At 69.3% G+C, this 19356-nt stretch carries 22 protein-coding genes and 1 pseudogene; 17 read left to right on the forward strand and 6 right to left on the reverse strand.

Annotation, left to right across the window (positions count from 1 at the left end; genetic code table 11):
- Positions 1-19: 19 nt before the first annotated feature.
- The gene (locus ACWD4G_RS22900; protein WP_451296182.1) at positions 20-1063 is read left to right on the forward strand and encodes an endo-1,4-beta-xylanase; all 1044 of its coding nucleotides are present in this window, start codon (positions 20-22) and stop codon (positions 1061-1063) included.
- A 709-nt stretch (positions 1064-1772) separates the two neighbouring features.
- Positions 1773-2600 (forward strand): hypothetical protein, encoded by an 828-nt coding sequence (locus ACWD4G_RS22905; RefSeq protein WP_451296184.1) that lies wholly within the window; start codon positions 1773-1775, stop codon positions 2598-2600.
- Positions 2601-2630: 30 nt separating this feature from the next.
- On the opposite strand, the pseudogene ACWD4G_RS22910 reads toward ACWD4G_RS22905, so the two are convergent.
- Positions 2631-5572: pseudogene (locus tag ACWD4G_RS22910) on the reverse strand (poly(A) polymerase).
- Positions 5573-5577: 5 nt separating this feature from the next.
- Positions 5578-7311 carry an RNA ligase family protein gene (locus tag ACWD4G_RS22915; RefSeq protein ID WP_451296186.1) on the reverse strand — a complete coding sequence of 578 codons (1734 nt, stop codon included), beginning with the start codon at positions 7309-7311 and terminating at the stop codon, positions 5578-5580.
- A gap of 96 nt (positions 7312-7407) precedes the next feature.
- Here ACWD4G_RS22915 and ACWD4G_RS22920 point away from each other — a divergent pair, with 96 nt between their 5' ends.
- Entirely contained in the window at positions 7408-8124 is a 717-nt protein-coding gene (locus ACWD4G_RS22920) for a YoaK family protein (RefSeq protein WP_451296188.1), read from the forward strand.
- A 97-nt stretch (positions 8125-8221) separates the two neighbouring features.
- Here the strand turns inward: ACWD4G_RS22920 and ACWD4G_RS22925 are convergent, their stop codons facing one another.
- The 4 genes from ACWD4G_RS22925 to ACWD4G_RS22940 are packed head-to-tail and all read right to left on the reverse strand — an operon-like array spanning position 8222 to position 11987.
- Positions 8222-9232, reverse strand: coding sequence for a YrhB domain-containing protein (locus ACWD4G_RS22925; protein WP_451296190.1), 1011 nt, complete (start codon positions 9230-9232; stop codon positions 8222-8224).
- A gap of 52 nt (positions 9233-9284) precedes the next feature.
- Positions 9285-10817, reverse strand: coding sequence for a putative T7SS-secreted protein (locus tag ACWD4G_RS22930; protein ID WP_451296192.1), 1533 nt, complete (start codon positions 10815-10817; stop codon positions 9285-9287).
- A 22-nt stretch (positions 10818-10839) separates the two neighbouring features.
- Positions 10840-11664, reverse strand: coding sequence for a hypothetical protein (locus ACWD4G_RS22935; protein ID WP_451296194.1), 825 nt, complete (start codon positions 11662-11664; stop codon positions 10840-10842).
- Positions 11661-11987 carry a hypothetical protein gene (locus tag ACWD4G_RS22940; RefSeq protein WP_451296196.1) on the reverse strand — a complete coding sequence of 109 codons (327 nt, stop codon included), beginning with the start codon at positions 11985-11987 and terminating at the stop codon, positions 11661-11663. The genes ACWD4G_RS22935 and ACWD4G_RS22940 overlap by 4 nt, the downstream gene beginning before the upstream one ends.
- Positions 11988-12595: 608 nt before the next feature.
- Between ACWD4G_RS22940 and rpsJ the strand changes: the two genes are divergently transcribed.
- From rpsJ to rplE, 14 genes are all read left to right on the forward strand, one after another.
- A complete protein-coding gene (gene rpsJ / locus ACWD4G_RS22945; protein WP_003948644.1) occupies positions 12596-12904 on the forward strand; it encodes a 30S ribosomal protein S10 in 309 nt (102 codons plus the stop codon).
- A 16-nt stretch (positions 12905-12920) separates the two neighbouring features.
- Complete coding sequence (gene rplC, locus ACWD4G_RS22950) at positions 12921-13565, forward strand: 50S ribosomal protein L3 (protein WP_451296198.1); 645 nt, start codon at positions 12921-12923, stop codon at positions 13563-13565.
- Between the two features lie 7 nt (positions 13566-13572).
- Positions 13573-14232 (forward strand): 50S ribosomal protein L4, encoded by a 660-nt coding sequence (gene rplD / locus ACWD4G_RS22955; protein ID WP_451296200.1) that lies wholly within the window; start codon positions 13573-13575, stop codon positions 14230-14232.
- Positions 14232-14651: a 50S ribosomal protein L23 gene (rplW, locus tag ACWD4G_RS22960; protein ID WP_451296202.1), complete on the forward strand. Its 420-nt coding sequence runs from the start codon at positions 14232-14234 to the stop codon at positions 14649-14651. The genes rplD and rplW overlap by 1 nt, the downstream gene beginning before the upstream one ends.
- Before the next feature lie 52 nt (positions 14652-14703).
- On the forward strand, positions 14704-15540 hold the full coding sequence (gene rplB, locus ACWD4G_RS22965; RefSeq protein WP_149825919.1) for a 50S ribosomal protein L2: 837 nt from the start codon (positions 14704-14706) through the stop codon (positions 15538-15540).
- 12 nt (positions 15541-15552) lie between these two features.
- Complete coding sequence (rpsS, locus tag ACWD4G_RS22970; RefSeq protein ID WP_004984529.1) at positions 15553-15834, forward strand: 30S ribosomal protein S19; 282 nt, start codon at positions 15553-15555, stop codon at positions 15832-15834.
- Positions 15835-15877: 43 nt separating this feature from the next.
- On the forward strand, positions 15878-16225 hold the full coding sequence (rplV, locus tag ACWD4G_RS22975; RefSeq protein ID WP_030359020.1) for a 50S ribosomal protein L22: 348 nt from the start codon (positions 15878-15880) through the stop codon (positions 16223-16225).
- On the forward strand, positions 16225-17052 hold the full coding sequence (gene rpsC / locus ACWD4G_RS22980; RefSeq protein WP_240863444.1) for a 30S ribosomal protein S3: 828 nt from the start codon (positions 16225-16227) through the stop codon (positions 17050-17052). Before rplV ends, rpsC begins: the two co-directional genes overlap by 1 nt.
- A gap of 5 nt (positions 17053-17057) precedes the next feature.
- The gene (gene rplP / locus ACWD4G_RS22985) at positions 17058-17477 is read left to right on the forward strand and encodes a 50S ribosomal protein L16 (protein WP_103837549.1); all 420 of its coding nucleotides are present in this window, start codon (positions 17058-17060) and stop codon (positions 17475-17477) included.
- Positions 17477-17701, forward strand: a complete 225-nt coding sequence (rpmC, locus tag ACWD4G_RS22990; protein ID WP_007494763.1) for a 50S ribosomal protein L29 — start codon at positions 17477-17479, stop codon at positions 17699-17701. The genes rplP and rpmC overlap by 1 nt, the downstream gene beginning before the upstream one ends.
- Entirely contained in the window at positions 17701-17988 is a 288-nt protein-coding gene (gene rpsQ / locus ACWD4G_RS22995; protein ID WP_451296205.1) for a 30S ribosomal protein S17, read from the forward strand. Before rpmC ends, rpsQ begins: the two co-directional genes overlap by 1 nt.
- A gap of 111 nt (positions 17989-18099) precedes the next feature.
- Entirely contained in the window at positions 18100-18468 is a 369-nt protein-coding gene (gene rplN, locus ACWD4G_RS23000) for a 50S ribosomal protein L14 (RefSeq protein ID WP_003998823.1), read from the forward strand.
- A 2-nt stretch (positions 18469-18470) separates the two neighbouring features.
- On the forward strand, positions 18471-18794 hold the full coding sequence (rplX, locus tag ACWD4G_RS23005; protein WP_451296207.1) for a 50S ribosomal protein L24: 324 nt from the start codon (positions 18471-18473) through the stop codon (positions 18792-18794).
- Positions 18794-19351, forward strand: coding sequence for a 50S ribosomal protein L5 (rplE, locus tag ACWD4G_RS23010; RefSeq protein WP_020135807.1), 558 nt, complete (start codon positions 18794-18796; stop codon positions 19349-19351). Before rplX ends, rplE begins: the two co-directional genes overlap by 1 nt.
- Positions 19352-19356: the final 5 nt, after the last annotated feature.

A 19356-nucleotide genomic window follows, 5' to 3' on the forward strand; every position in this document is an offset into this window, starting at 1 on the left:
GTACATGAATTGCTTCCGCATGCCCGCGCTCGTGCTGTTGAGCGGGACGCTGTTGGTGATCGGGGGCGCTGTGCGGCCCGCCGCGGCGCATGACCCGTCGTTGAGGGCGCTGGCGGACCGGGCCGGTTTACGCGTCGGTACGGCCGTCGACATGACGGCGTTGGCGGAGGACTCGACGTACCGCGGAACCACCGCTCGGGAGTTCAATTCGGTGACCGCCGAGAACGTCATGAAGTGGGAGTCGGTGGAGCCGCGGCGAGGGGTCTACGACTGGAAGGCGGCCGATGAACTGGTGCGTCATGCGCGGGCGCACGGGCAGGTGGTGCGGGGGCACACGCTGGTGTGGCACAGCCAGTTGCCGGGGTGGCTGACGAGCGGGGTGGAGGACGGGTCCATCGGCCCGGCCGAGCTGCGCGGGATTCTCCGGGACCACATCACGACCGAGGTGAAGCGGTACAAGGGGAGGATTCAGCAGTGGGACGTGGTGAACGAGGTCTTCGAGGAGGACGGCAGCCTGCGGAACTCGATCTGGCTGCGTGAGCTGGGGCCCTCGTACATCGCCGACGCGTTCCGCTGGGCGCACGCCGCCGACCCCAAGGCCACGCTCTTCCTGAACGACTACAACGTGGAGGGCGTCAACGCGAAGTCCACGGCGTACTACGAACTGGCGAAACGGTTGCGGGCGGAGGGGGTGCCCGTGCAGGGCTTCGGCGCCCAGGGGCACCTCGCGATCCAGTACGGCTTCCCCGCGCGGGTCGCCGAGAACCTGGCCCGCTTCGAGGAGTTGGGGATGCGGACGGCGTTCACGGAGGTGGACGTACGGATGATCCTGCCGGCCGATGAGACGAAGCTCGCGACCCAGGCCGCGTACTTCCGGGGCCTGTTGGACGCCTGCCTCGGCGCCGGGAGCTGCACGTCCTTCACCGTGTGGGGGTACACCGACCGGTACTCGTGGGTGCCGGGGGTCTTCGAGGGGCAGGGGGCGGCCACCCCGATGGACGAGGGGTATGGGCGGAAGCCGGCGTACGGGGCACTGCGGGAAGGGTTGGCGGAGGGGCGGTAGGAAGGGGGCGCCGTCCGTCTCGGTGGTCCGTGGGTTCACGTGAGCGTGCTGCCGACGGTGCGTGCGGTGTGCTGTACTTGGGCGAAGGTGGGCACCCGCCCGGACCGTATATCCGGGCGGAGGCCCGGCTCGGCAAGAGCGTGTCGGATGCCCCTAACCTGTCTGGGGGCATCCGGCTACTTGCTGAGCCAAACGCAAGGTGGGCCCCCGCACCGGATCCGGTATATCCAGGCGGAGGCCCGGCTCGGCAAGAGCGTGTCGGATGCCCCTAACTTGTGTGGGGGCATCCGGCTACTTGCTGAGCCACCAGAGCAGCCACCTCCTCGCGTGCTTCGCGGCCCGCTCCGGCAGCAGCCGGGTCAGCCGGATGACGAGAGTCGGCTTCCGCTCCTCGTGACAGCCCATGCGAGGGCGTCCTCCCTTCGACGTGAGGCGGCCATACCAGGTCCCGGGACCGCTCTCGTCGGGCCGGGCCCCGAAGGAGGGGGCCCGGAGTGAAGGGAGGACGCGCTCGGTGAGCGCGTCACGGCTCGATCTTACCGGCTGAACTCACCTGCTGTGACCGGGAGTTCACATTCGGTGCGCGGGTTCGGTGCGCGGATTCTCTCGTGGTGCTCGACGCCTGCGCGGGCCGTGCCCCGGCGGTGGTCATGGGCGCGTCATTCGGTAATCTGCCGCCCTTGTATCCCTCACCTCAGGACAGGTGTGAATGAACACAGGCAGACGGAGCGTGGCTGTGGCCATGCTCGCGGGGGCGCTCGCGGTCTCGGTGCTGAACGCGCCGGCGGCGCAGGCGGCGGACACCGGGATCAAGGTGACCAACCTGGTCATCAACAACGGCAAGCCGATCGTGGTCGGCACGTCGAAGGTGGTGGAGCCACCCGTCACCTTCTTCGTCACGCTGCCGGCCGGCTACAGCACCGCTGACCCGTCCCGCTATGACACGCACCCCTTCCTCTACCACGGCACCACCGCGAAGAAGGCGGCCGAGAGCGGGGAGAACTACATCGAGCACGGCCCGTACACCTGCTACGAGCTCGACTCGCAGCGGGCCCGCTGCGAGGGCGGTCTCTACATCGACCCGAAGTGGGACCGCGGCGTCGACTCCAACAGTGACGCCACGACCTGGAAGATCGCCGTGGCGCTGCGCACGTTCAAGAAGAGCGGGCCGCTCATCGCCGAGGAGTACGAGACCCGGTCCGGCACCGTCGCGGTCAAGCGCGCCGCCAAGGTCACCGCCAACGCGGCGCCCGAACCGGTCGTCAAGGGCAAGAAGATCACCGTGACGGGCAAGCTGACCCGGGCGAACTGGAGCACCGACAAGTTCGGCCCCTACAGCGGCCGTACCGTCACCCTCCAGTTCCGCGCCAAGGGGACCAACTCCTTCAAGGCGGTCAAGAAGGTCACCACCAGTAGCACGGGTGCCCTGAAGACCACCGTCACCGCCTCGACCGACGGTTCGTTCCGCTGGGTGTACTACGGCAACTCCACCACCGGGACGGCCACCAGCGCGGCCGACTACGTCGACGTGCGCTGACCTGCGGTTTGAGTTGTTGTCCCGGCGCTCTCAGTACAGCGTCGGGATCTGTCCGCCCTCCGCCCGCGTCAGTGTGACGCCCGCCAAGCCGCGCAGTCGGTGCCGCGCGATCGCGGCGAGCGTGTCCTCGGGCGGTGGGGTGGGGCCCAGGCCGATGGCGTAACGGGTGGGGGCCGGGGGCGTGGTGAAGGGGCGGGGCCAGGCGTGACAGGCGGGGGCTTCCTCCGCCAGGTCCGTGATCAGGGCCCGCACCCTTCCCCGCACCCGGCCCTCGTCCGCTCCCGGCGCCACCGTCACCACCGCCCAGGCCGCGTGGCGGCGGTGGAGTGGGGGTGGGGCGAGGAGTTCGGCTCCTGGGTACGAGTCCGTGTTCGCGGTCGCCTCCAGCAACTCCCAAGCCCGGAAGAGCTCTTGGGTGATCAGGTCGCGCATCCCTGACGTGACCTGGTCCGTGCAGGGGCGTATGGGGACGGACGGGGTCGTGATCGTGAGCGGGAGGGACGCCACGTGGCGGTGGGGCGGGTCGTCCGTCAGGGCCACCGGCTTCCGCCAGTCCCATGCCGCCCACGTCGCGAAGAAGTGGCGGAGGAGAGCGGCCGGGGGCAACTCGCCCGCTTCCTGTACGGTGCGGGCCGCCAGGATCGACCAGGCCAGGCCCGGTACGCCGCCGAAGGGGGCCGAGTCCAGGCCCCTCGCCCTCGCCCATGCCTTGACCTGCCCGGCCAGTCGGGCGAAGGCCGAGCTGTCGGGCGGTCCGGCTGACCCATCGGTCGGCTGGGCAGGGGCGCTGTTGTGGGCGACCAGCGACGCCAGTACCGCCTCCGCGTCGCTCACCGCGCTCAGCGCCACCGCCGCCGCCTCGCCCAGCTCCGCCCGGCGGTCCACCGCCTCCGTGGGGGCCATGGAACCGGTGGGTACGACCATCAGGTCCACATCCAGGCCGTCCAGACGCAGCCGTACGCCGGGTACGCGGGCACCGACGACCTCTCGTACGTCGGTCGCCTCGGGGAGCGCGTTGGTCAACTTCGCCTGTACGGCGGTGAGTTCGACCGTTCCGGGCAGGGCCGCCACCAGGTCCACGTCCGCACCGGGCAGTGCGCAGCCCATCCGCCGGGAACCGACCACATGTACGACACCTTCGGGGAACGTCTCCGCGACACGGCGCGCGATCCGGTCCGCCGCGTCGCAGTCCGGGACGCCATCCGTGTCCATGTCGGCCTCCGACGCCTCCTCCGCCCAGCGGACCTCCCCCGTCCCCAGCGTCACCCTCGCCCGTATCCGCATCGGCTCGTCGCCCCGCCGGGACAGCAGGGCCAGGTCGCCGACCCTGACCGGCATCGGGGTGAGCCGCTTCTCGCAGGTGGCGGCCAGGGTGTTGGGGTCGGTGGTGCGGCCGAGGCTCAGGTGGGGGGTGAAGCCCTCGTGGCGGCCACGGCAGTGCGGGAAGCGGGGGAGGAGGGAGCGGTGGAGGTCGGCCCATGGTGTCTCGTCCGCCGCCGCCGGGTCGAGCCAGATGGTCGCGTCGTCCCGGTGGCCGAACCAGTGCACTCCCTCCAGCCGGGCGTCGAAGGGGGCCGCCTCGCTCAACGCCGACGCCAGTACCTGGGCCGCCTGCTCGAAGGTGTGTTCCGGTACGAAGCCGAAGAGGACGTTCACATGCGGGGGCCAGCGGTGGATCTGGGGGTCGTGATCGCGGCGGATGTCCTGCAGTGGTGGCCACAGCTCCTCGGGAGGGAGCCAGGCAAGGGCGGTACGGCGGTCGGCCGGGCGTCGAGACGGCCGAGGGTGCCCGACTCCTTCCCCCAGGACTCGCGTGTGGCCGTCGACAGCTCCACCCCTACCCGTACGCCGTAGTGGTCGGAGATGTACAGCCCCTCCGATGTAGGGGTGTTCCCGTACAGCTCCGCCTGTCGTACCCGTAGGCCCTGCCCGCTCAGCAGCACCCGGTCCAGTCGTGACGCCCGCCCCGACAGGGAGGAGATCGCGGCCAGCGGGTTGACGCCCGGGTCGAAGGTCGGGGTCGAGTCGTCGGTGCCGTGCGTCTCGCTCCACGCGTCCCGCATACCCAGCGTCAGCTGGGGTGTTTCGGTGCCGTCGTTGAAGTCGCCGAGCAGGAGCACATCGAGCGCGTCGGGGGCCAGGGCCGCCAAACCCTCGGCGATCTGGGCGAGTTCGGTCTCGCGTCGGCCGGCGCCGTTCGCGGAGTGGTCGCTGCTCAGGTGCGTCGCCGCGACGACGAGCGGGCGGGCCTCCGACTCCGTGAGCCTTCCGCCGGTCTCCAGGACCACGGCCGTCACCGCCTTGTGCGGCCCCAGCTCATGGAACGCGGCCTCACGTACCGGCAACCGGCTCAACAGCAGCAGACCGCACTCGTCCACATCCCGCCCGTACGGGTCGCCCCCCAGGGTCCAGCCCTCCCGGACCCAGGGTTCCCGCAGCAGCACGGCGACCAGCTCCGCCTCGACCTCCTGCAACGCGATCACATCGACGTCGGCGTCCCGCAGGGCCCGCAGCAGCAGGGGCCGGCGTCGGGCGCTGTCGATGCGGTCGGCGTCGTAGCGGTCCCAGAGGGTGTTCCAGGTCAGTACCCGTAGGTCTGCGGCATCAGGTCCGGGTATGCCGGGTCCGGGTACGCCCTGCCGTGGTGCGCGTACGGGCGCCCAGTGGCTGCCGTCCCACGCATGGGGCGTACGCGCCGTGAAGAAGGGCGCGCGGAGCAGTCGGGCCTCCCGTACGCGCCCCGCGTCCGTCGCGTCGATGCGGTCCACGCCCGTGGCCCGGTCCCACACCACCTCGCCGTCCGCCTCGAAGAACAGCACCCGGTGCCAGGGGATCTCCCCGCCCGGCACGAACGCGGGCAGCGGCACCCGCTTGGGCTCGGCACCCCGCTGCATCACGCCCAGCACGAAGCGCGCCGGGTCGAAGCGGGCGTCCCAGCGCACCCGGTGGTAGATCTCGTCGCTCGTACGCACCGTTCTCAGACCTCTTCCTCAATGGTCCCGCTCGCCCCGATGTACCAGGTGCGATGCGCGTCGCCCGGGTACGGCGGCCCGAAGCGGCGCAGCTGGGCCGTCAGCACCTCCGGCGGCACCGGATGCTCGCGGTGGGTGTTGCGCCGTACCAACTCGTCCTCGTCGACCAGGACCACGGCATGGGTGATCAGGGCGTCGCGGCGATGGGCGATCCCGTGCACCAGCGAGCGCTGCTGTTTGTTGAGCGACGTGGCGTCCCAGACGACCGTTCCCCCGGCGGCCAGGGCCTCGTCCAGGCGTCCGAGGCCCGTCCGCAGGACCTCCGCGTTGGCCCGCTGGTCCGCCCGCGCGCCCCGCGCCTCCCGCAGATCGTCCAGCGAGACATACGCGTCCACACCCGCCAGCCCCCGCGCGAACGTGCTCTTCCCGCTCCCCGCCGGGCCGACCATCTGCACCAGCCTCGGGAAGCCACCCGCCCGCCACCGCCAGGTCGCGGCCACGGCCTCCTCGACCACCGCGTCGACACCGGCATCAACACCGACACCGGCATCAACACCGGCGCCGGCATCAGCACCGGCACCGAAACCGCCGATCCGCCCCCGTGCGTACGCCTCCCGCGCCTCGGCCCGGCAGCGCACAGCCGCGTCATCCGACAGCCCGACGAACGCCCGCTGTAGCGCGTCCTCGTCCAGCCGCCGCACATCCTCCGCGTGCAACGCCGACCACTCCACCTGCTCATGCGCCTCGTCCGTCACCGCCGTGGCCCGGGCGACCGCGTGCAACAGCCCGAGATCGGCGGCGTAAGACAGTCGTACGAGTCCGGCCCGACGGTCCTCGTCCGGGTACGGCCGGTGCAGCGCGGGGTGCAGCCCCACGAGGTCGGCGACCCGGCGCGCGAGCGGCATACCGAGCGCCCGCGCGAGCCGCGCCGCGAGCCGTGCGCGCTGGTGGTGAGGGAACAGCGCGGCCAGTACGCCGACGAGGCGGTCGTCCCCGGTGCGTCCCGCGGGATCGAAGCGGGCGAGGGTATCCCGGTCCCCCTCCCCGGGCAGCCCCACGGCCTCCGCCAGCGCCGCCGCGTCGACGACCGCACCGGAACGCACCTCCCACAACGCCGCCCTCGGCCCCAGCCCGTTCGCCACGACCGGCGCGTGCATCCAGTGCGTATCCGTCCGTACATGCCCGGCGCGCACCCACTTGGCCACGCGCCCCCCGAACTCCTCCGCGCCGAAACCGTCCACGACCCGGACGACGTACCCCTCCTGCCGCGCCGGACTCAGCCGCAGTGCCCTCAGCGCCCGCTCGTCGAACACACCCCGCCACAGCACACGCGGCACCGGCACCCCGAGCCCGTGCAGAAAGGCGACCGTCCGGTCCCAGTCCAGGCAGCGGCCGTCCGCGTCCCACACCGAGAACCCGTAGAACCAGCTCTCCAGATCGTCGTACGCGAGCGAGTGGCGGGCGAACATGTTCTCCCCGCACACCCGCCAGCCCTCGGGGATGCCGTGCCCGATCCGGGCCTGGAGGGCCTTGACCCAGGTACGGGAGGGGTGGTGGGCCGAGTCGAGGGAGCGGGCGTGCAGACCGTCGGCGTAGAGGGTGGTGTTCTCACCGTCGAGCTTCTCGGTGACGACGACCTCGCGCCCACGCAGCCCCGACAGATCGGTGACCCGGAGATCGTCGGCGGTGGCGCCGGGGGACCAGGGCAGATGCCGGGTCCGTGGATAGTGCGTACGCATGTCGGCCGTTCCCCCGTTGCTGCTGACGTACCTGATCAGCGTAGGAGCGGGGCTGGTGGGGGGGCGAGTGGATTACCGGCGGCCTAGGCTCCGATCATGAAGCCCAGAGCGGGCGTCGCGCTCACCTCGGTCATGGTGGCGCTCACGGTGACGACCGGGATGATCGAGGCCGTCAGCTTTCTGGTGCTGGGGCCGGTGTTCACGGCCGTGCAGACCGGGAACCTCCTCTTTCTCTCCTTCGCGCTCACCGGCGCCGCCGATCTGTCACCGGCCGCGTCGGGCGTCTCCGTCGTCGGCTTCGCGGCCGGCGCGGTGCTCGGCTCCCGGCTGGAGACCGGGATGGACCTGCGCGGCCGCCGCTGGTTCGTGGCCGCGCTCCTCGCCGAGGCGCTGCTGCTGGGGCTCGGCGGCCTGGTCGCCTGGTGGACGGGTGTCGACGAGGAGGGCGGCCCGCTGACCGGACGCCACTTCGCGGTGATCGCCCTGGTGGCCTCGGCCATGGGCGTACGCAACATCACCACCCTCCGGGCCCGGGTCCCGGACGTGCCCACCACCCTCTCCACCCGCGCCCTGACCTCGCTCCTCGGAGGCATTCCCCCGCTCGCCGACTCCCGCATCGGCTCGGGCCGCCGCGACGAGGCCCGCCGCCTCGCCTCGGTCACCGCCATGTTCGCGGGCGGCCTGCTGGGTGCGTGGCTCCTCCAGCAGGCGGTACGCCCCGCCGCGGTCCTCCTCGTACCGGCCGCCCTCGCACTGGTGCTGGGCGCGGGGTTCTGGGTGGTGCCACGGGAACGTACGTCGGAGCCGGACTGACCGATTCCGATGCCTGAGCCTGATCGACTCCGATCGAGCCGCACGACGGTCCAGCCGGACGACGGTCCAGCCGGACGACGGTTCAGCCGGACGACGGTCAGGCCGAGGCGGCGTCATCCGTTCCCGGCGGCCGGAGGCCCATGGCGCGCGTCATCATGTACGTCTCGGGCGGGGGGAACGTCGGAGCGAAATGGACGGGTGTCCCGTCGCGAGGTACGACCACGACGGAGCTGAAGGGGGCTTTCGCGGGGTCTCCCGTCTCGATGTGCTCTCTGAAGTCGAACCGTACGGTCCATCCGTAGGCGTATTCGACGGCCGTGTCCGCAAGCATGACGACGGAATCCGGCCGGTCCGGGTAGCACTCGGCCATCAGGAAGCGCGCTGCCGCCGAGACGGCCTCTTCCCGGGGCATCCGTCGTTCGGCTCCGTCGCGATCAGGTGCGCCTCCCCGGTTCGGCGGATGAGCCATGTCCTTGTCCCGGGCGTGCCAGGTCTGGAGGACCGCCAAGGCGTAGGCGACGCGGGCGTCCAGGAGCCGAGGGGCGAAGCGGTAGATCTGCTCGATGCCCCGGTAGTCCAGGGCCATCCCGTAGCCCCGGAGGTGCCAACGGGTTCGGACCGGGCGGAAGCTGTAGTCCTCCATCAGCTGCCCGTCGAAGAAGCTGCCCACCCGCAGGAAGAGCACGAAGAGGAAAAGGACGGGGGACAGCGCCACATAGAGGAACCACGCGTACCAGGTGCCCTCCTTGCCCGTGACGGACAGGGGAGTGGCCGTCAGCCGCACCGACCAGCGGACACGGCGCGGCCAGGGCAGGACCCTGCCCGCGCGGCGGGTGACCGTGCCCAGATGGGTGCCGTCGGCGGCATGGACGTCGTGGACGTCCGGGGCCACCGGCCGGACCGAGCACCACCTCGCGTCGCTCGGCCCGTCGACGATCCAGAAGGGCGAGGGCGCCTCGCGCACCCCCGGCTGCCCCGACCGGGACGCGAAGACCCGGGCCAGTGCGGGGGCCGTCGCGTCGGACTGGGGCCACGGCTGGATCGTCGACCCCATGGCGGCGTCGGGCGGCAGCCCCAGTGACTGCGGATCGGCCACCGGAACGGGCATACCCACGGAGACCTTGAACGGGTACGGAAAGGACGGGACTCGGTGCACGATGTCATCCCCACGGGTTGGCGTCCGCCAGACGACCGAGAACATCGCCGGTCGCCTCTTGGACCTGGTCGATCCCTTCATGAACCCATTCCGACGTGTACTGAACGTCGTCGGAGACGAGCCGTACGGTTTCCTTCGCGATGTCCGTCGAGCCCATCGCCATCTCGTAGCCGCGCGCCGTCCAGGACCGGGGGTCGATGTAGCGGCCGATCGTCTCGCCCGAGTCCGACAGGATCGGCTTGACCGAGTCCGCGAGCGCGGGGATGCGGGCCAGCGGAGTGTTCTCGATCAGGTCGGGCATCACCTGTTGAAAGCCGATGTCCGAAATCCGTGTGCCATGTTTGTACAGGTTGTAGTCACCGAATTCCTTGGCCACGGCGACTCTGAAGCGGTCCGCCAAGTTGCCCGCGGTGATGGGGATCACGTCTGCCGGGCGGCCGAGGACGGTGTGGAGCGGCTTCACCCACTTCTCCGGGTCGGAGTTGAGCCTCGCGGTCCGCCCGACGTGCTCGATGATGTTCTCCGCGCGTTTCCAGGAGTCGGCGGCCTTGGCTCCGAAGTCCGCGACCTCCATGGGGATCTTGACACCCGCGAGCGTCCCCCAGCCCACCTTCCCCAGCCGCAGCAGATCGCCGAACGGGAGGAAGCCCACCAGGTCCAGGCCGATATCCGTCCAGCTGCCCTTCTTCGCCCCGGCCGCCCAGCCGACGCCGTGGAAGAGCAGGGCCCCGCCGTTGAGGACCATGCCGATGGCCTCGAAGACGACGGCGCCGATGATGGTCTCCGAGAAGGCGATCGCGAGGACATCGCACAGGGCGCTGGCGTAACCGAGCCAGTCACCGATCTGGTAGATCGTGTCCGCGTGTTTCTTGATCCAGTCCCACAGGTCGCCCGCGAGACCCTTGATCCGCTCGCCGAGGCCCGCGATGGCGTCGACGAGCATGTCGAGCAGGGATTCGTCCGGCGCTGCCTCGGACGCCCTGCGGATCAGGTCGGCGGCGGTGCGCGCCGCCGCCTGGTGGTCCTGCGACAGCTCCCGCGCCTTCTTGAGGACCGCGTCCAGGTCCTCGCTCGCCTCGTTGACGCGTCGCGTCGCGTTGTCCAGGCGCAGCTGCGCGTTCCGCAGGTTCTCCTCCGTGTCGAAGAACTGGCCCGCGAGGTTCAGGTCCGGGTTGTTCCGGGCCTGAGCCAGTGCCTGCTCGGCCGCCTCGGCCTCGTGTTCGTAGTTGCGCGCCAGCCTCTGGAAGTCCGTCAGCTGCCCTTCCCAGGTACGCAGCGCGTGCGCGGCCTCGGTCAGCGAGTCGTGGCCGGTCGCCAGATGCCTCGGCAGTGCGTCCGTCTTCTTGGCGAAGGCGGACGCCGCTTCGCCCACCCATGAGCCGTCCGTCCTCCCCAGTCGGCTGAGGGCCCCCTGGACGTCGTGGAGCTGCTTGCCCGCGCTGCTGAGCGCGGTGACCAGCTGGTGCACCGAGGCCGGAACACCGGGCGCGGGGTCGAAGCCGAGCGCGTCGTACGTCTGTGCCGTCTGCGGTTTCATCGGGACGATCTCCTCGACGCGATCAGTAGGAGGCGAAGGGGGACGCGGAAGGGGCGGGCGGGGCGGCCTCCTCGGCGGCCGGGGGCGGCTCGGCCTCGCCGAAGGTGAGGGTGTCGGCGATGTCCGCGAGGATCGCCTGGTAGCGGAAGAGGTCCTCGACATCGGATGTGCTCAGGCAGAACAGCAGCAGCCGGTCCTCGCCGGGGAACGGCACCCAGACCTCGATCCGGACGAAGTACCGCTCCAGTTGTCCCGTGCCGTCCGGTTGGCCCGTCGGGTCTGGTTGTCCCATGGCGTCCGGTCGTCCCGTCCCGTCCGGTTGTCCCGTGCCGTCCGGCGTGTCCTCCGGCCGCTCCCACACCGCGCGGGAGCCGGCGACCCGGACGACCGCGGGGCCGGCGGGGAGGGCGATGAGCTGGACCTCGCTGCCGTCGCCCGCCTTGTCCAGGGACTCCGCGATGCCCGCGGCGGTGAAGTGCGGGTCGGGGTTGCGCACGGTGCGCACGCTGACGGTGAGCGTGGCGCGGCTGATGCGCTCGGGGGGTTCGGAGCCGTCCGCCGTGCCGCCGATGGGGAAGATGCCGAGCGCGTTGTGGACGACGCCGCCCGCGACGAGGTTCTGGGCGCTCGCCGCGTACATGGCCTTGGTCAGCTTGCGCAGGGGCTCCAGTTCCTCCCGCTCGCCCCAGTAGTCGCGCGCGAACTGCCGTACCTGTGCGTCGAAGGCGTCCGCGTCCTCGCCGATGCCCAGCGGGACGGTGTGGAACTCCCGTTGCAGCTGGAACTGGAACGCCGGTGGCGCGGCGTCGCCCCCGGTCGCGGCCGTGGCCATGAGGTCGTGCGTCACCGGCCGTCGGCCCCCATGGACTTGTCGACGGTCCTGACGGCCTCCACGAGTCCGCTGACCTGGTCCTCCAGCCCCTGGTAGAGCCGGCCCGAGAGCGCGACCTTCTCCGCGATGCCGCCCGTGGCGTCGGCGATCAGCTTGATGCCGTGGCCCCACTTCTCCTGGAAGTCGTCGCAGGCCTCCTCCAGGTCGGCGGAGCCGGCGCCCTTGGGGCCGATGTCCTTCATCCTTCGCATCGCGGACCGCATACCGTCCGCGCATTCGGCGAGGTCGATGACGAGCCGGGCGAGTGCCTCGAACTCGACCTTGTAATAGCCGGTCATCCTTGTCGTGCCCCTGCAAAGTCAGATAGGTGGATGATCATTGCACAGGGGATGGGGGACGGTGTGAACGGATCTCGGGTCGTGCGGCCGAGAGCGCACGGAAGCTCCCCGGGTTCTCCATGGGCCCTCCCGCCCGCTCCTGGAGAGACTCCTTGTCAACCCCGTGCGGACCCCGGCAGGTTTGACCTCGGTCACTCTCGGGGTAAGGTCTCCGGCTCGATTGGCGGAGGCGGTCCGCCGTGTGGCAGACTAGCGGGGTTGCTCGGTCGAGTGTTGATGCTGCGCGCCTCCCGCCGGGAGGACTGGAAGCGAGTCCCACGGTACTCGTCGCCTTAACTGCCTCATGGCAGCGCTGGGGCGGACGTACGGGAATCTTCCGGGAAGTGCGGTGCGGCACCGGCCAGGCATCCGGTGGGACCACGCGTGAGCACGTCGGACGCGGCGCCCCCGGCCCAGCGGTTCCGAAAGGGCCGTGTTCCCAGGCAAGGGATGCTCGAACAAGGGGCATCTGTGTCAGCGGGAGCGCGACACGCCCGACCGCGTGGGTCGGAGGAGAGCAAGGGACCACCGGGTTCCAGAGCGTTGAGAGACAGGACTACTGAGTAGCCATGGCGGGACAGAAGATCCGCATCCGGCTCAAGGCCTACGACCACGAGGTCATCGACTCCTCGGCGAAGAAGATCGTCGAGACGGTGACCCGCACTGGTGCGTCGGTCGCGGGCCCGGTGCCGCTGCCCACTGAGAAGAACGTGTACTGCGTCATCAAGTCGCCGCACAAGTACAAGGACTCGCGCGAGCACTTCGAGATGCGCACACACAAGCGCCTGATCGACATCCTCGACCCGACCCCCAAGACCGTTGACTCTCTGATGCGACTCGACCTCCCGGCCGGTGTCGACATCGAGATCAAGCTCTGAGGCTGGTGGGCTGAGAATGACCAAGCAGATCAAGGGCATCCTGGGCGAGAAGCTCGGCATGACGCAGGTGTGGGACGAGAACAACCGCGTTGTTCCGGTCACCGTCGTCAAGGCCGGCCCCAACGTCGTCACCCAGGTCCGCACGAATGACGTGGACGGCTACGAGTCCGTTCAGATCGCCTTCGGCGAGATCGACCCGCGCAAGGTGAACAAGCCCCTCAAGGGCCACTTCGCCAAGGCCGACGTCACCCCCCGTCGCCACCTCGTCGAGATCCGCACCGCGGACGCCTCCGAGTACACGCTGGGCCAGGAGATCACCGCCGAGGTGTTCGAGGCCGGTGTGAAGGTCGACGTGACCGGCAAGAGCAAGGGCAAGGGCTTCGCCGGTGTCATGAAGCGCCACAACTTCCGTGGCCTCGGCGCCGGTCACGGCGTTCAGCGCAAGCACCGCTCGCCCGGTTCCATCGGTGGCTGCGCCACCCCGGGCCGCGTGTTCAAGGGCCTCCGCATGGCGGGTCGCATGGGCAACGAGCGGGTCACCACCCAGAACCTGACCGTCCACGCCGTTGACGCGGAGAAGGGTCTGCTGCTCATCAAGGGCGCGGTTCCCGGTCCGAACGGCGGCCTCGTCCTGGTCCGCACCGCGGCCAAGGGGGCCTGAGGTACCGATGAGCACTGTTGACATCCTTTCGCCTGCCGGCGAGAAGACCGGAAGCGTCGAACTCCCCGCGGAGATCTTCGGCGTGGAGAAGGTCAGCATCCCGCTGATCCACCAGGTCGTCGTCGCGCAGAACGCGGCTGCCCGCCAGGGCACGCACAAGACCAAGACCCGCGGCGAAGTCCGTGGTGGCGGCAAGAAGCCGTACCGCCAGAAGGGCACCGGCCGCGCCCGTCAGGGTTCGACCCGCGCCCCGCAGTTCGCCGGCGGTGGCGTCGTGCACGGTCCCGTGCCGCGTGACTACTCCCAGCGGACCCCGAAGAAGATGAAGGCCGCGGCCCTGCGCCACGCCCTCACCGACCGGGCCCGCCACAACCGCATCCACGTCGTCACCGGCGTGATCGAGGGCGAGACCCCGTCCACCAAGGCCGCCAAGTCGCTGTTCGGCAAGATCTCGGAGCGCAAGAACCTGCTCCTGGTCGTCGAGCGTGCCGACGAGGCCGCGTGGCTCTCCGCCCGCAACCTGCCCCAGGTCCACATCCTGGAGCCGGGCCAGCTGAACACGTACGACGTGATCGTCTCGGACGATGTGGTCTTCACCCAGGGCGCCCTGGAGTCCTTCGTGTCCGGCCCGAACAAGGCCACCGACACCGAAGGGACTGAGGTCTGATGGCCATCCGTCACCCCTCCATCGCCTCCAAGGCGGCCAAGGCCGCCAAGGCCGCGCGCGTCGCCAAGGCGCGTCGTCACGCCACCGAGGGCAAGAACACCGTCGTCACCGCGCCCAGCAAGGCGTTCACGGACCCCCGTGACGTGCTGCTGAAGCCGGTCGTGTCGGAGAAGAGCTACGCGCTGCTCGACGAGGGCAAGTACACCTTCATCGTCGCGCCGGGCGCCAACAAGACCCAGATCAAGCAGGCCGTCCAGGCGGTCTTCTCGGTCAAGGTCACGGGCGTCAACACGATCAACCGCCAGGGCAAGCGCAAGCGGACCCGCACGGGCTACGGCCAGCGCTCCGCCACCAAGCGCGCGATCGTGACCCTCGCCGAGGGCGACCGTATCGACATCTTCGGCGGTCCGACCGCCTGAGGGCGGTCCGGATCGTCCAGATAATCGGGAAATTTCCGAGGACTGAGAGACAATGGGAATCCGCAAGTACAAGCCGACTACGCCGGGCCGCCGCGGCTCCAGCGTCGCCGACTTCGTCGAGGTCACGCGGTCCACGCCGGAGAAGTCGTTGGTCCGCCCCCTGCACAGCAAGGGTGGCCGTAACAACTCCGGTCGTGTGACCGTCCGCCACCAGGGTGGTGGCCACAAGCGCGCCTACCGCGTGATCGACTTCCGTCGTCACGACAAGGACGGCGTGCCGGCGAAGGTCGCGCACATCGAGTACGACCCCAACCGCACCGCGCGCATCGCGCTGCTGCACTACGCCGACGGCGAGAAGCGCTACATCCTCGCCCCGCGCAACCTGCAGCAGGGCGACCGCGTCGAGAACGGTCCCGGGGCCGACATCAAGCCGGGCAACAACCTGGCGCTGCGCAACATCCCGGTCGGTACCACGATCCACGCGATCGAGCTCCGTCCCGGTGGCGGTGCCAAGTTCGCCCGCTCCGCCGGTGCCTCCGTGCAGCTGCTCGCGAAGGAGGGCGCCTACGCCCACCTCCGCATGCCCTCCGGTGAGATCCGCCTGGTCGACGTGCGCTGCCGCGCCACCGTCGGCGAGGTCGGCAACGCCGAGCAGAGCAACATCAACTGGGGCAAGGCCGGCCGCAAGCGCTGGCTGGGCGTCCGCCCGACCGTTCGCGGTGTGGCGATGAACCCGGTTGACCACCCCCACGGTGGTGGTGAGGGCAAGACCTCCGGTGGTCGCCACCCGGTCAGCCCCTGGGGTCAGAAGGAAGGTCGTACTCGTTCGCCCAAGAAGGCGTCGAACAAGTACATCGTCCGCCGCCGCAAGACGAACAAGAAGCGCTAGGAGCGGGTTCAGATGCCGCGCAGTCTCAAGAAGGGGCCCTTCGTCGACGACCACCTGATCAAGAAGGTGGACGCCCAGAACGAAGCCGGCACCAAGAACGTCATCAAGACCTGGTCCCGTCGCTCCATGATCGTCCCGGCCATGCTCGGCCACACGATCGCGGTGCACAACGGCAAGACCCACATCCCGGTGTTCGTCACCGAGTCGATGGTCGGCCACAAGCTCGGCGAGTTCTCGCCGACGCGCACCTTCCGGGGTCACGTCAAGGAAGACCGGAAGTCGAAGCGCCGCTAGTAGCGGATCGCATTCAGACACGTAAGTAACTGAAGGGACAACCATGGAAGCCAGGGCCCAGGCGCGGTACATCCGCGTCACGCCCATGAAGGCCCGCCGCGTGGTGGACCTTATCCGTGGCATGGACGCCACGGAGGCTCAGGCTGTTCTGCGATTCGCTCCGCAGGCAGCCTCCGTGCCCGTCGGCAAGGTGCTCGACAGCGCCATCGCCAACGCCGCGCACAACTACGACCACACGGACGCCTCCTCGCTGTTCATCAGCGAGGCGTTCGTCGACGAGGGTCCGACCCTGAAGCGGTTCCGGCCGCGTGCCCAGGGCCGTGCCTACCGGATCCGCAAGCGGACCAGCCACATCACCGTGGTCGTCAGCAGCAAGGAAGGAACCCGGTAATGGGCCAGAAGGTAAACCCGCATGGGTTCCGGCTCGGTGTCACGACCGACTTCAAGTCGCGTTGGTACGCCGACAAGCTGTACAAGGACTACGTCAAGGAAGACGTCGCCATCCGTCGGATGATGACGTCCGGCATGGAGCGCGCCGGTATCTCGAAGGTGGAGATCGAGCGCACCCGTGACCGTGTCCGTGTGGACATCCACACCGCTCGTCCCGGCATCGTCATCGGCCGCCGCGGCGCCGAGGCCGACCGTATCCGCGGTGACCTGGAGAAGCTGACCGGCAAGCAGGTCCAGCTGAACATCCTTGAGGTCAAGAACCCGGAGACGGACGCTCAGCTGGTGGCCCAGGCCGTCGCCGAGCAGCTCTCCTCCCGTGTCTCCTTCCGTCGGGCCATGCGCAAGAGCATGCAGTCCGCCATGAAGGCCGGCGCCAAGGGCATCAAGATCCAGTGCGGTGGCCGCCTCGGTGGCGCCGAGATGTCCCGCTCGGAGTTCTACCGCGAGGGCCGTGTGCCCCTGCACACGCTCCGCGCGAACGTGGACTACGGCTTCTTCGAGGCCAAGACGACCTTCGGCCGCATCGGTGTGAAGGTCTGGATCTACAAGGGCGACGTCAAGAACATCGCCGAGGTCCGCGCCGAGAACGCAGCTGCCCGCGCCGGCAACCGCCCGGCCCGTGGTGGCGCCGGCGACCGCCCGGCCCGTGGTGGCCGTGGTGGCGAGCGGCGCGGTCGCAAGCCGCAGCAGCAGGCTCCCGCCGCCGAGGCCCCCCAGGCCGAGGCGCCCGCCGCTGCTCCGGCTGAGAGCACCGGAACGGAGGCCTGACCGACATGCTGATCCCCCGTAGGGTCAAGCACCGCAAGCAGCACCACCCCAAGCGCGACGGCGCCGCCAAGGGTGGCACGACGGTCGCGTTCGGCGAGTACGGCATCCAGGCGCTCACCCCGGCGTACGTGACGAACCGTCAGATCGAGGCCGCTCGTATCGCCATGACGCGTCACATCAAGCGTGGTGGCAAGGTCTGGATCAACATCTACCCGGACCGTCCGCTCACCAAGAAGCCCGCCGAGACCCGCATGGGTTCCGGTAAGGGTTCTCCCGAGTGGTGGATCGCCAACGTCAAGCCCGGACGCGTGATGTTCGAGCTGTCGTACCCCAACGAGAAGATCGCCCGTGAGGCGCTGACCCGTGCGGCCCACAAGCTGCCGATGAAGTGCCGGATCGTCAAGCGCGAGGCAGGTGAAGCGTGATGTCGGCCGGTACCAAGGCGTCCGAGCTGCGCGAGCTGGGCAACGAGGAGCTTCTGGCGAAGCTCCGCGAGGCCAAGGAAGAGCTGTTCAACCTCCGCTTCCAGGCGGCGACGGGCCAGCTTGAGAACCATGGCCGTCTGAAGGCGGTCCGCAAGGACATCGCGCGGATCTACACCCTGATGCGCGAGCGTGAGCTGGGCATCGAAACGGTGGAGAACGCCTGATGAGCGAGAACAACGTGACTGAGCAGACGGTAGAAGCGCGCGGCTTCCGCAAGACCCGTGAGGGTTACGTCGTCAGCGACAAGATGGACAAGACCGTCGTCGTCGCCGTCGAGGACCGCGTCAAGCACGCGCTGTACGGCAAGGTCATCCGCCGTACGAACAAGCTCAAGGCGCACGACGAGCAGAACGCCGCCGGCGTTGGCGACCGGGTTCTTCTGATGGAGACCCGTCCGCTGTCGGCGACCAAGCGCTGGCGCGTCGTCGAGATCCTCGAGAAGGCCAAGTAGCAATCCCTGCGGGGCAGTTGCCTCGCAGGCCAGTTCCGCCAGGCTCGGCAGGGGCTCCCTTCGTAAGGAGGCGGCCCCTGCCGGGAACCGGCAGACACACAGGAGAAAGACGTGATCCAGCAGGAGTCGCGACTGCGCGTCGCCGACAACACTGGTGCGAAGGAGATCCTTTGCATCCGTGTGCTCGGTGGCTCCGGTCGCCGCTACGCGGGCATCGGTGACGTCATCGTCGCCACCGTCAAGGACGCGATCCCCGGTGGCAACGTGAAGAAGGGTGACGTCGTCAAGGCGGTCATCGTTCGCACCGTCAAGGAGCGCCGCCGTCCGGACGGCTCGTACATCCGCTTCGACGAGAACGCCGCCGTCATTCTGAAGAACGACGGCGACCCTCGCGGCACCCGTATCTTCGGCCCCGTCGGCCGTGAGCTGCGCGAGAAGAAGTTCATGAAGATCATCTCGCTCGCGCCGGAGGTGCTGTAAGCATGAAGATCAAGAAGGGCGACCTGGTCCAGGTCATCACCGGTAAGGACAAGGGCAAGCAGGGCAAGGTCATCGCGGCCTTCCCCCGCGAGGACCGCGTCCTGGTCGAGGGTGTCAACCGGGTCAAGAAGCACACCAAGGCCGGTCCGACCGCTCGCGGTTCGCAGGCCGGCGGCATCGTCACCACCGAGGCCCCGATTCACGTGAGCAACGTATCGCTCGTCGTGGAGAAGGACGGCAAGAAGGTCGTGACCCGCGTCGGTTACCGCTTCGACGACGAGGGCAACAAGATCCGCGTTGCCAAGCGGACGGGTGAGGACATCTGATGGCTACCACCACCACTCCGCGTCTCAAGACGAAGTACCGCGAGGAGATCGCGGGCAAGCTGCGTGACGAGTTCAAGTACGAGAACGTCATGCAGATCCCCGGCCTCGTGAAGATCGTGGTCAACATGGGTGTCGGTGACGCCGCCCGTGACTCGAAGCTCATCGAGGGTGCGATCCGCGACCTGACCACCATCACCGGTCAGAAGCCGGCCGTCACCAAGGCCCGCAAGTCCATCGCGCAGTTCAAGCTGCGTGAGGGCCAGCCGATCGGTGCCCACGTCACGCTCCGTGGCGACCGCATGTGGGAGTTCCTGGACCGCACCCTGTCGCTCGCGCTGCCGCGCATCCGCGACTTCCGCGGCCTGTCCCCCAAGCAGTTCGACGGCCGTGGCAACTACACCTTCGGTCTCACCGAGCAGGTCATGTTCCACGAGATCGACCAGGACAAGATCGACCGCACCCGGGGTATGGACATCACCGTGGTGACCACGGCGACCAACGACGCTGAGGGCCGTGCGCTCCTTCGTCACCTCGGCTTCCCCTTCAAGGAGGCGTGAGCGAG

The sequence above is a fragment of the Streptomyces sp. NPDC002643 genome, from assembly GCF_053592555.1.

What these genes read in the sequence shown, in the direction of transcription:
- ACWD4G_RS22900 (WP_451296182.1), top strand. Translation starts at nt 20, where the DNA reads ATGCCCGCGCTCGTGCTGTTGAGCGGGACGCTGTTGGTGATCGGGGGC.
- ACWD4G_RS22905 (WP_451296184.1), top strand. Translation starts at nt 1,773, where the DNA reads ATGAACACAGGCAGACGGAGCGTGGCTGTGGCCATGCTCGCGGGGGCG.
- ACWD4G_RS22915 (WP_451296186.1), bottom strand. Translation starts at nt 7,311, where the DNA reads ATGCGTACGCACTATCCACGGACCCGGCATCTGCCCTGGTCCCCCGGC.
- ACWD4G_RS22920 (WP_451296188.1), top strand. Translation starts at nt 7,408, where the DNA reads ATGAAGCCCAGAGCGGGCGTCGCGCTCACCTCGGTCATGGTGGCGCTC.
- ACWD4G_RS22925 (WP_451296190.1), bottom strand. Translation starts at nt 9,232, where the DNA reads ATGCCCGTTCCGGTGGCCGATCCGCAGTCACTGGGGCTGCCGCCCGAC.
- ACWD4G_RS22930 (WP_451296192.1), bottom strand. Translation starts at nt 10,817, where the DNA reads ATGAAACCGCAGACGGCACAGACGTACGACGCGCTCGGCTTCGACCCC.
- ACWD4G_RS22940 (WP_451296196.1), bottom strand. Translation starts at nt 11,987, where the DNA reads ATGACCGGCTATTACAAGGTCGAGTTCGAGGCACTCGCCCGGCTCGTC.
- rpsJ (WP_003948644.1), top strand. Translation starts at nt 12,596, where the DNA reads ATGGCGGGACAGAAGATCCGCATCCGGCTCAAGGCCTACGACCACGAG.
- rplC (WP_451296198.1), top strand. Translation starts at nt 12,921, where the DNA reads ATGACCAAGCAGATCAAGGGCATCCTGGGCGAGAAGCTCGGCATGACG.
- rplD (WP_451296200.1), top strand. Translation starts at nt 13,573, where the DNA reads ATGAGCACTGTTGACATCCTTTCGCCTGCCGGCGAGAAGACCGGAAGC.
- rplW (WP_451296202.1), top strand. Translation starts at nt 14,232, where the DNA reads ATGGCCATCCGTCACCCCTCCATCGCCTCCAAGGCGGCCAAGGCCGCC.
- rplB (WP_149825919.1), top strand. Translation starts at nt 14,704, where the DNA reads ATGGGAATCCGCAAGTACAAGCCGACTACGCCGGGCCGCCGCGGCTCC.
- rpsS (WP_004984529.1), top strand. Translation starts at nt 15,553, where the DNA reads ATGCCGCGCAGTCTCAAGAAGGGGCCCTTCGTCGACGACCACCTGATC.
- rplV (WP_030359020.1), top strand. Translation starts at nt 15,878, where the DNA reads ATGGAAGCCAGGGCCCAGGCGCGGTACATCCGCGTCACGCCCATGAAG.
- rpsC (WP_240863444.1), top strand. Translation starts at nt 16,225, where the DNA reads ATGGGCCAGAAGGTAAACCCGCATGGGTTCCGGCTCGGTGTCACGACC.
- rplP (WP_103837549.1), top strand. Translation starts at nt 17,058, where the DNA reads ATGCTGATCCCCCGTAGGGTCAAGCACCGCAAGCAGCACCACCCCAAG.
- rpmC (WP_007494763.1), top strand. Translation starts at nt 17,477, where the DNA reads ATGTCGGCCGGTACCAAGGCGTCCGAGCTGCGCGAGCTGGGCAACGAG.
- rpsQ (WP_451296205.1), top strand. Translation starts at nt 17,701, where the DNA reads ATGAGCGAGAACAACGTGACTGAGCAGACGGTAGAAGCGCGCGGCTTC.
- rplX (WP_451296207.1), top strand. Translation starts at nt 18,471, where the DNA reads ATGAAGATCAAGAAGGGCGACCTGGTCCAGGTCATCACCGGTAAGGAC.
- rplE (WP_020135807.1), top strand. Translation starts at nt 18,794, where the DNA reads ATGGCTACCACCACCACTCCGCGTCTCAAGACGAAGTACCGCGAGGAG.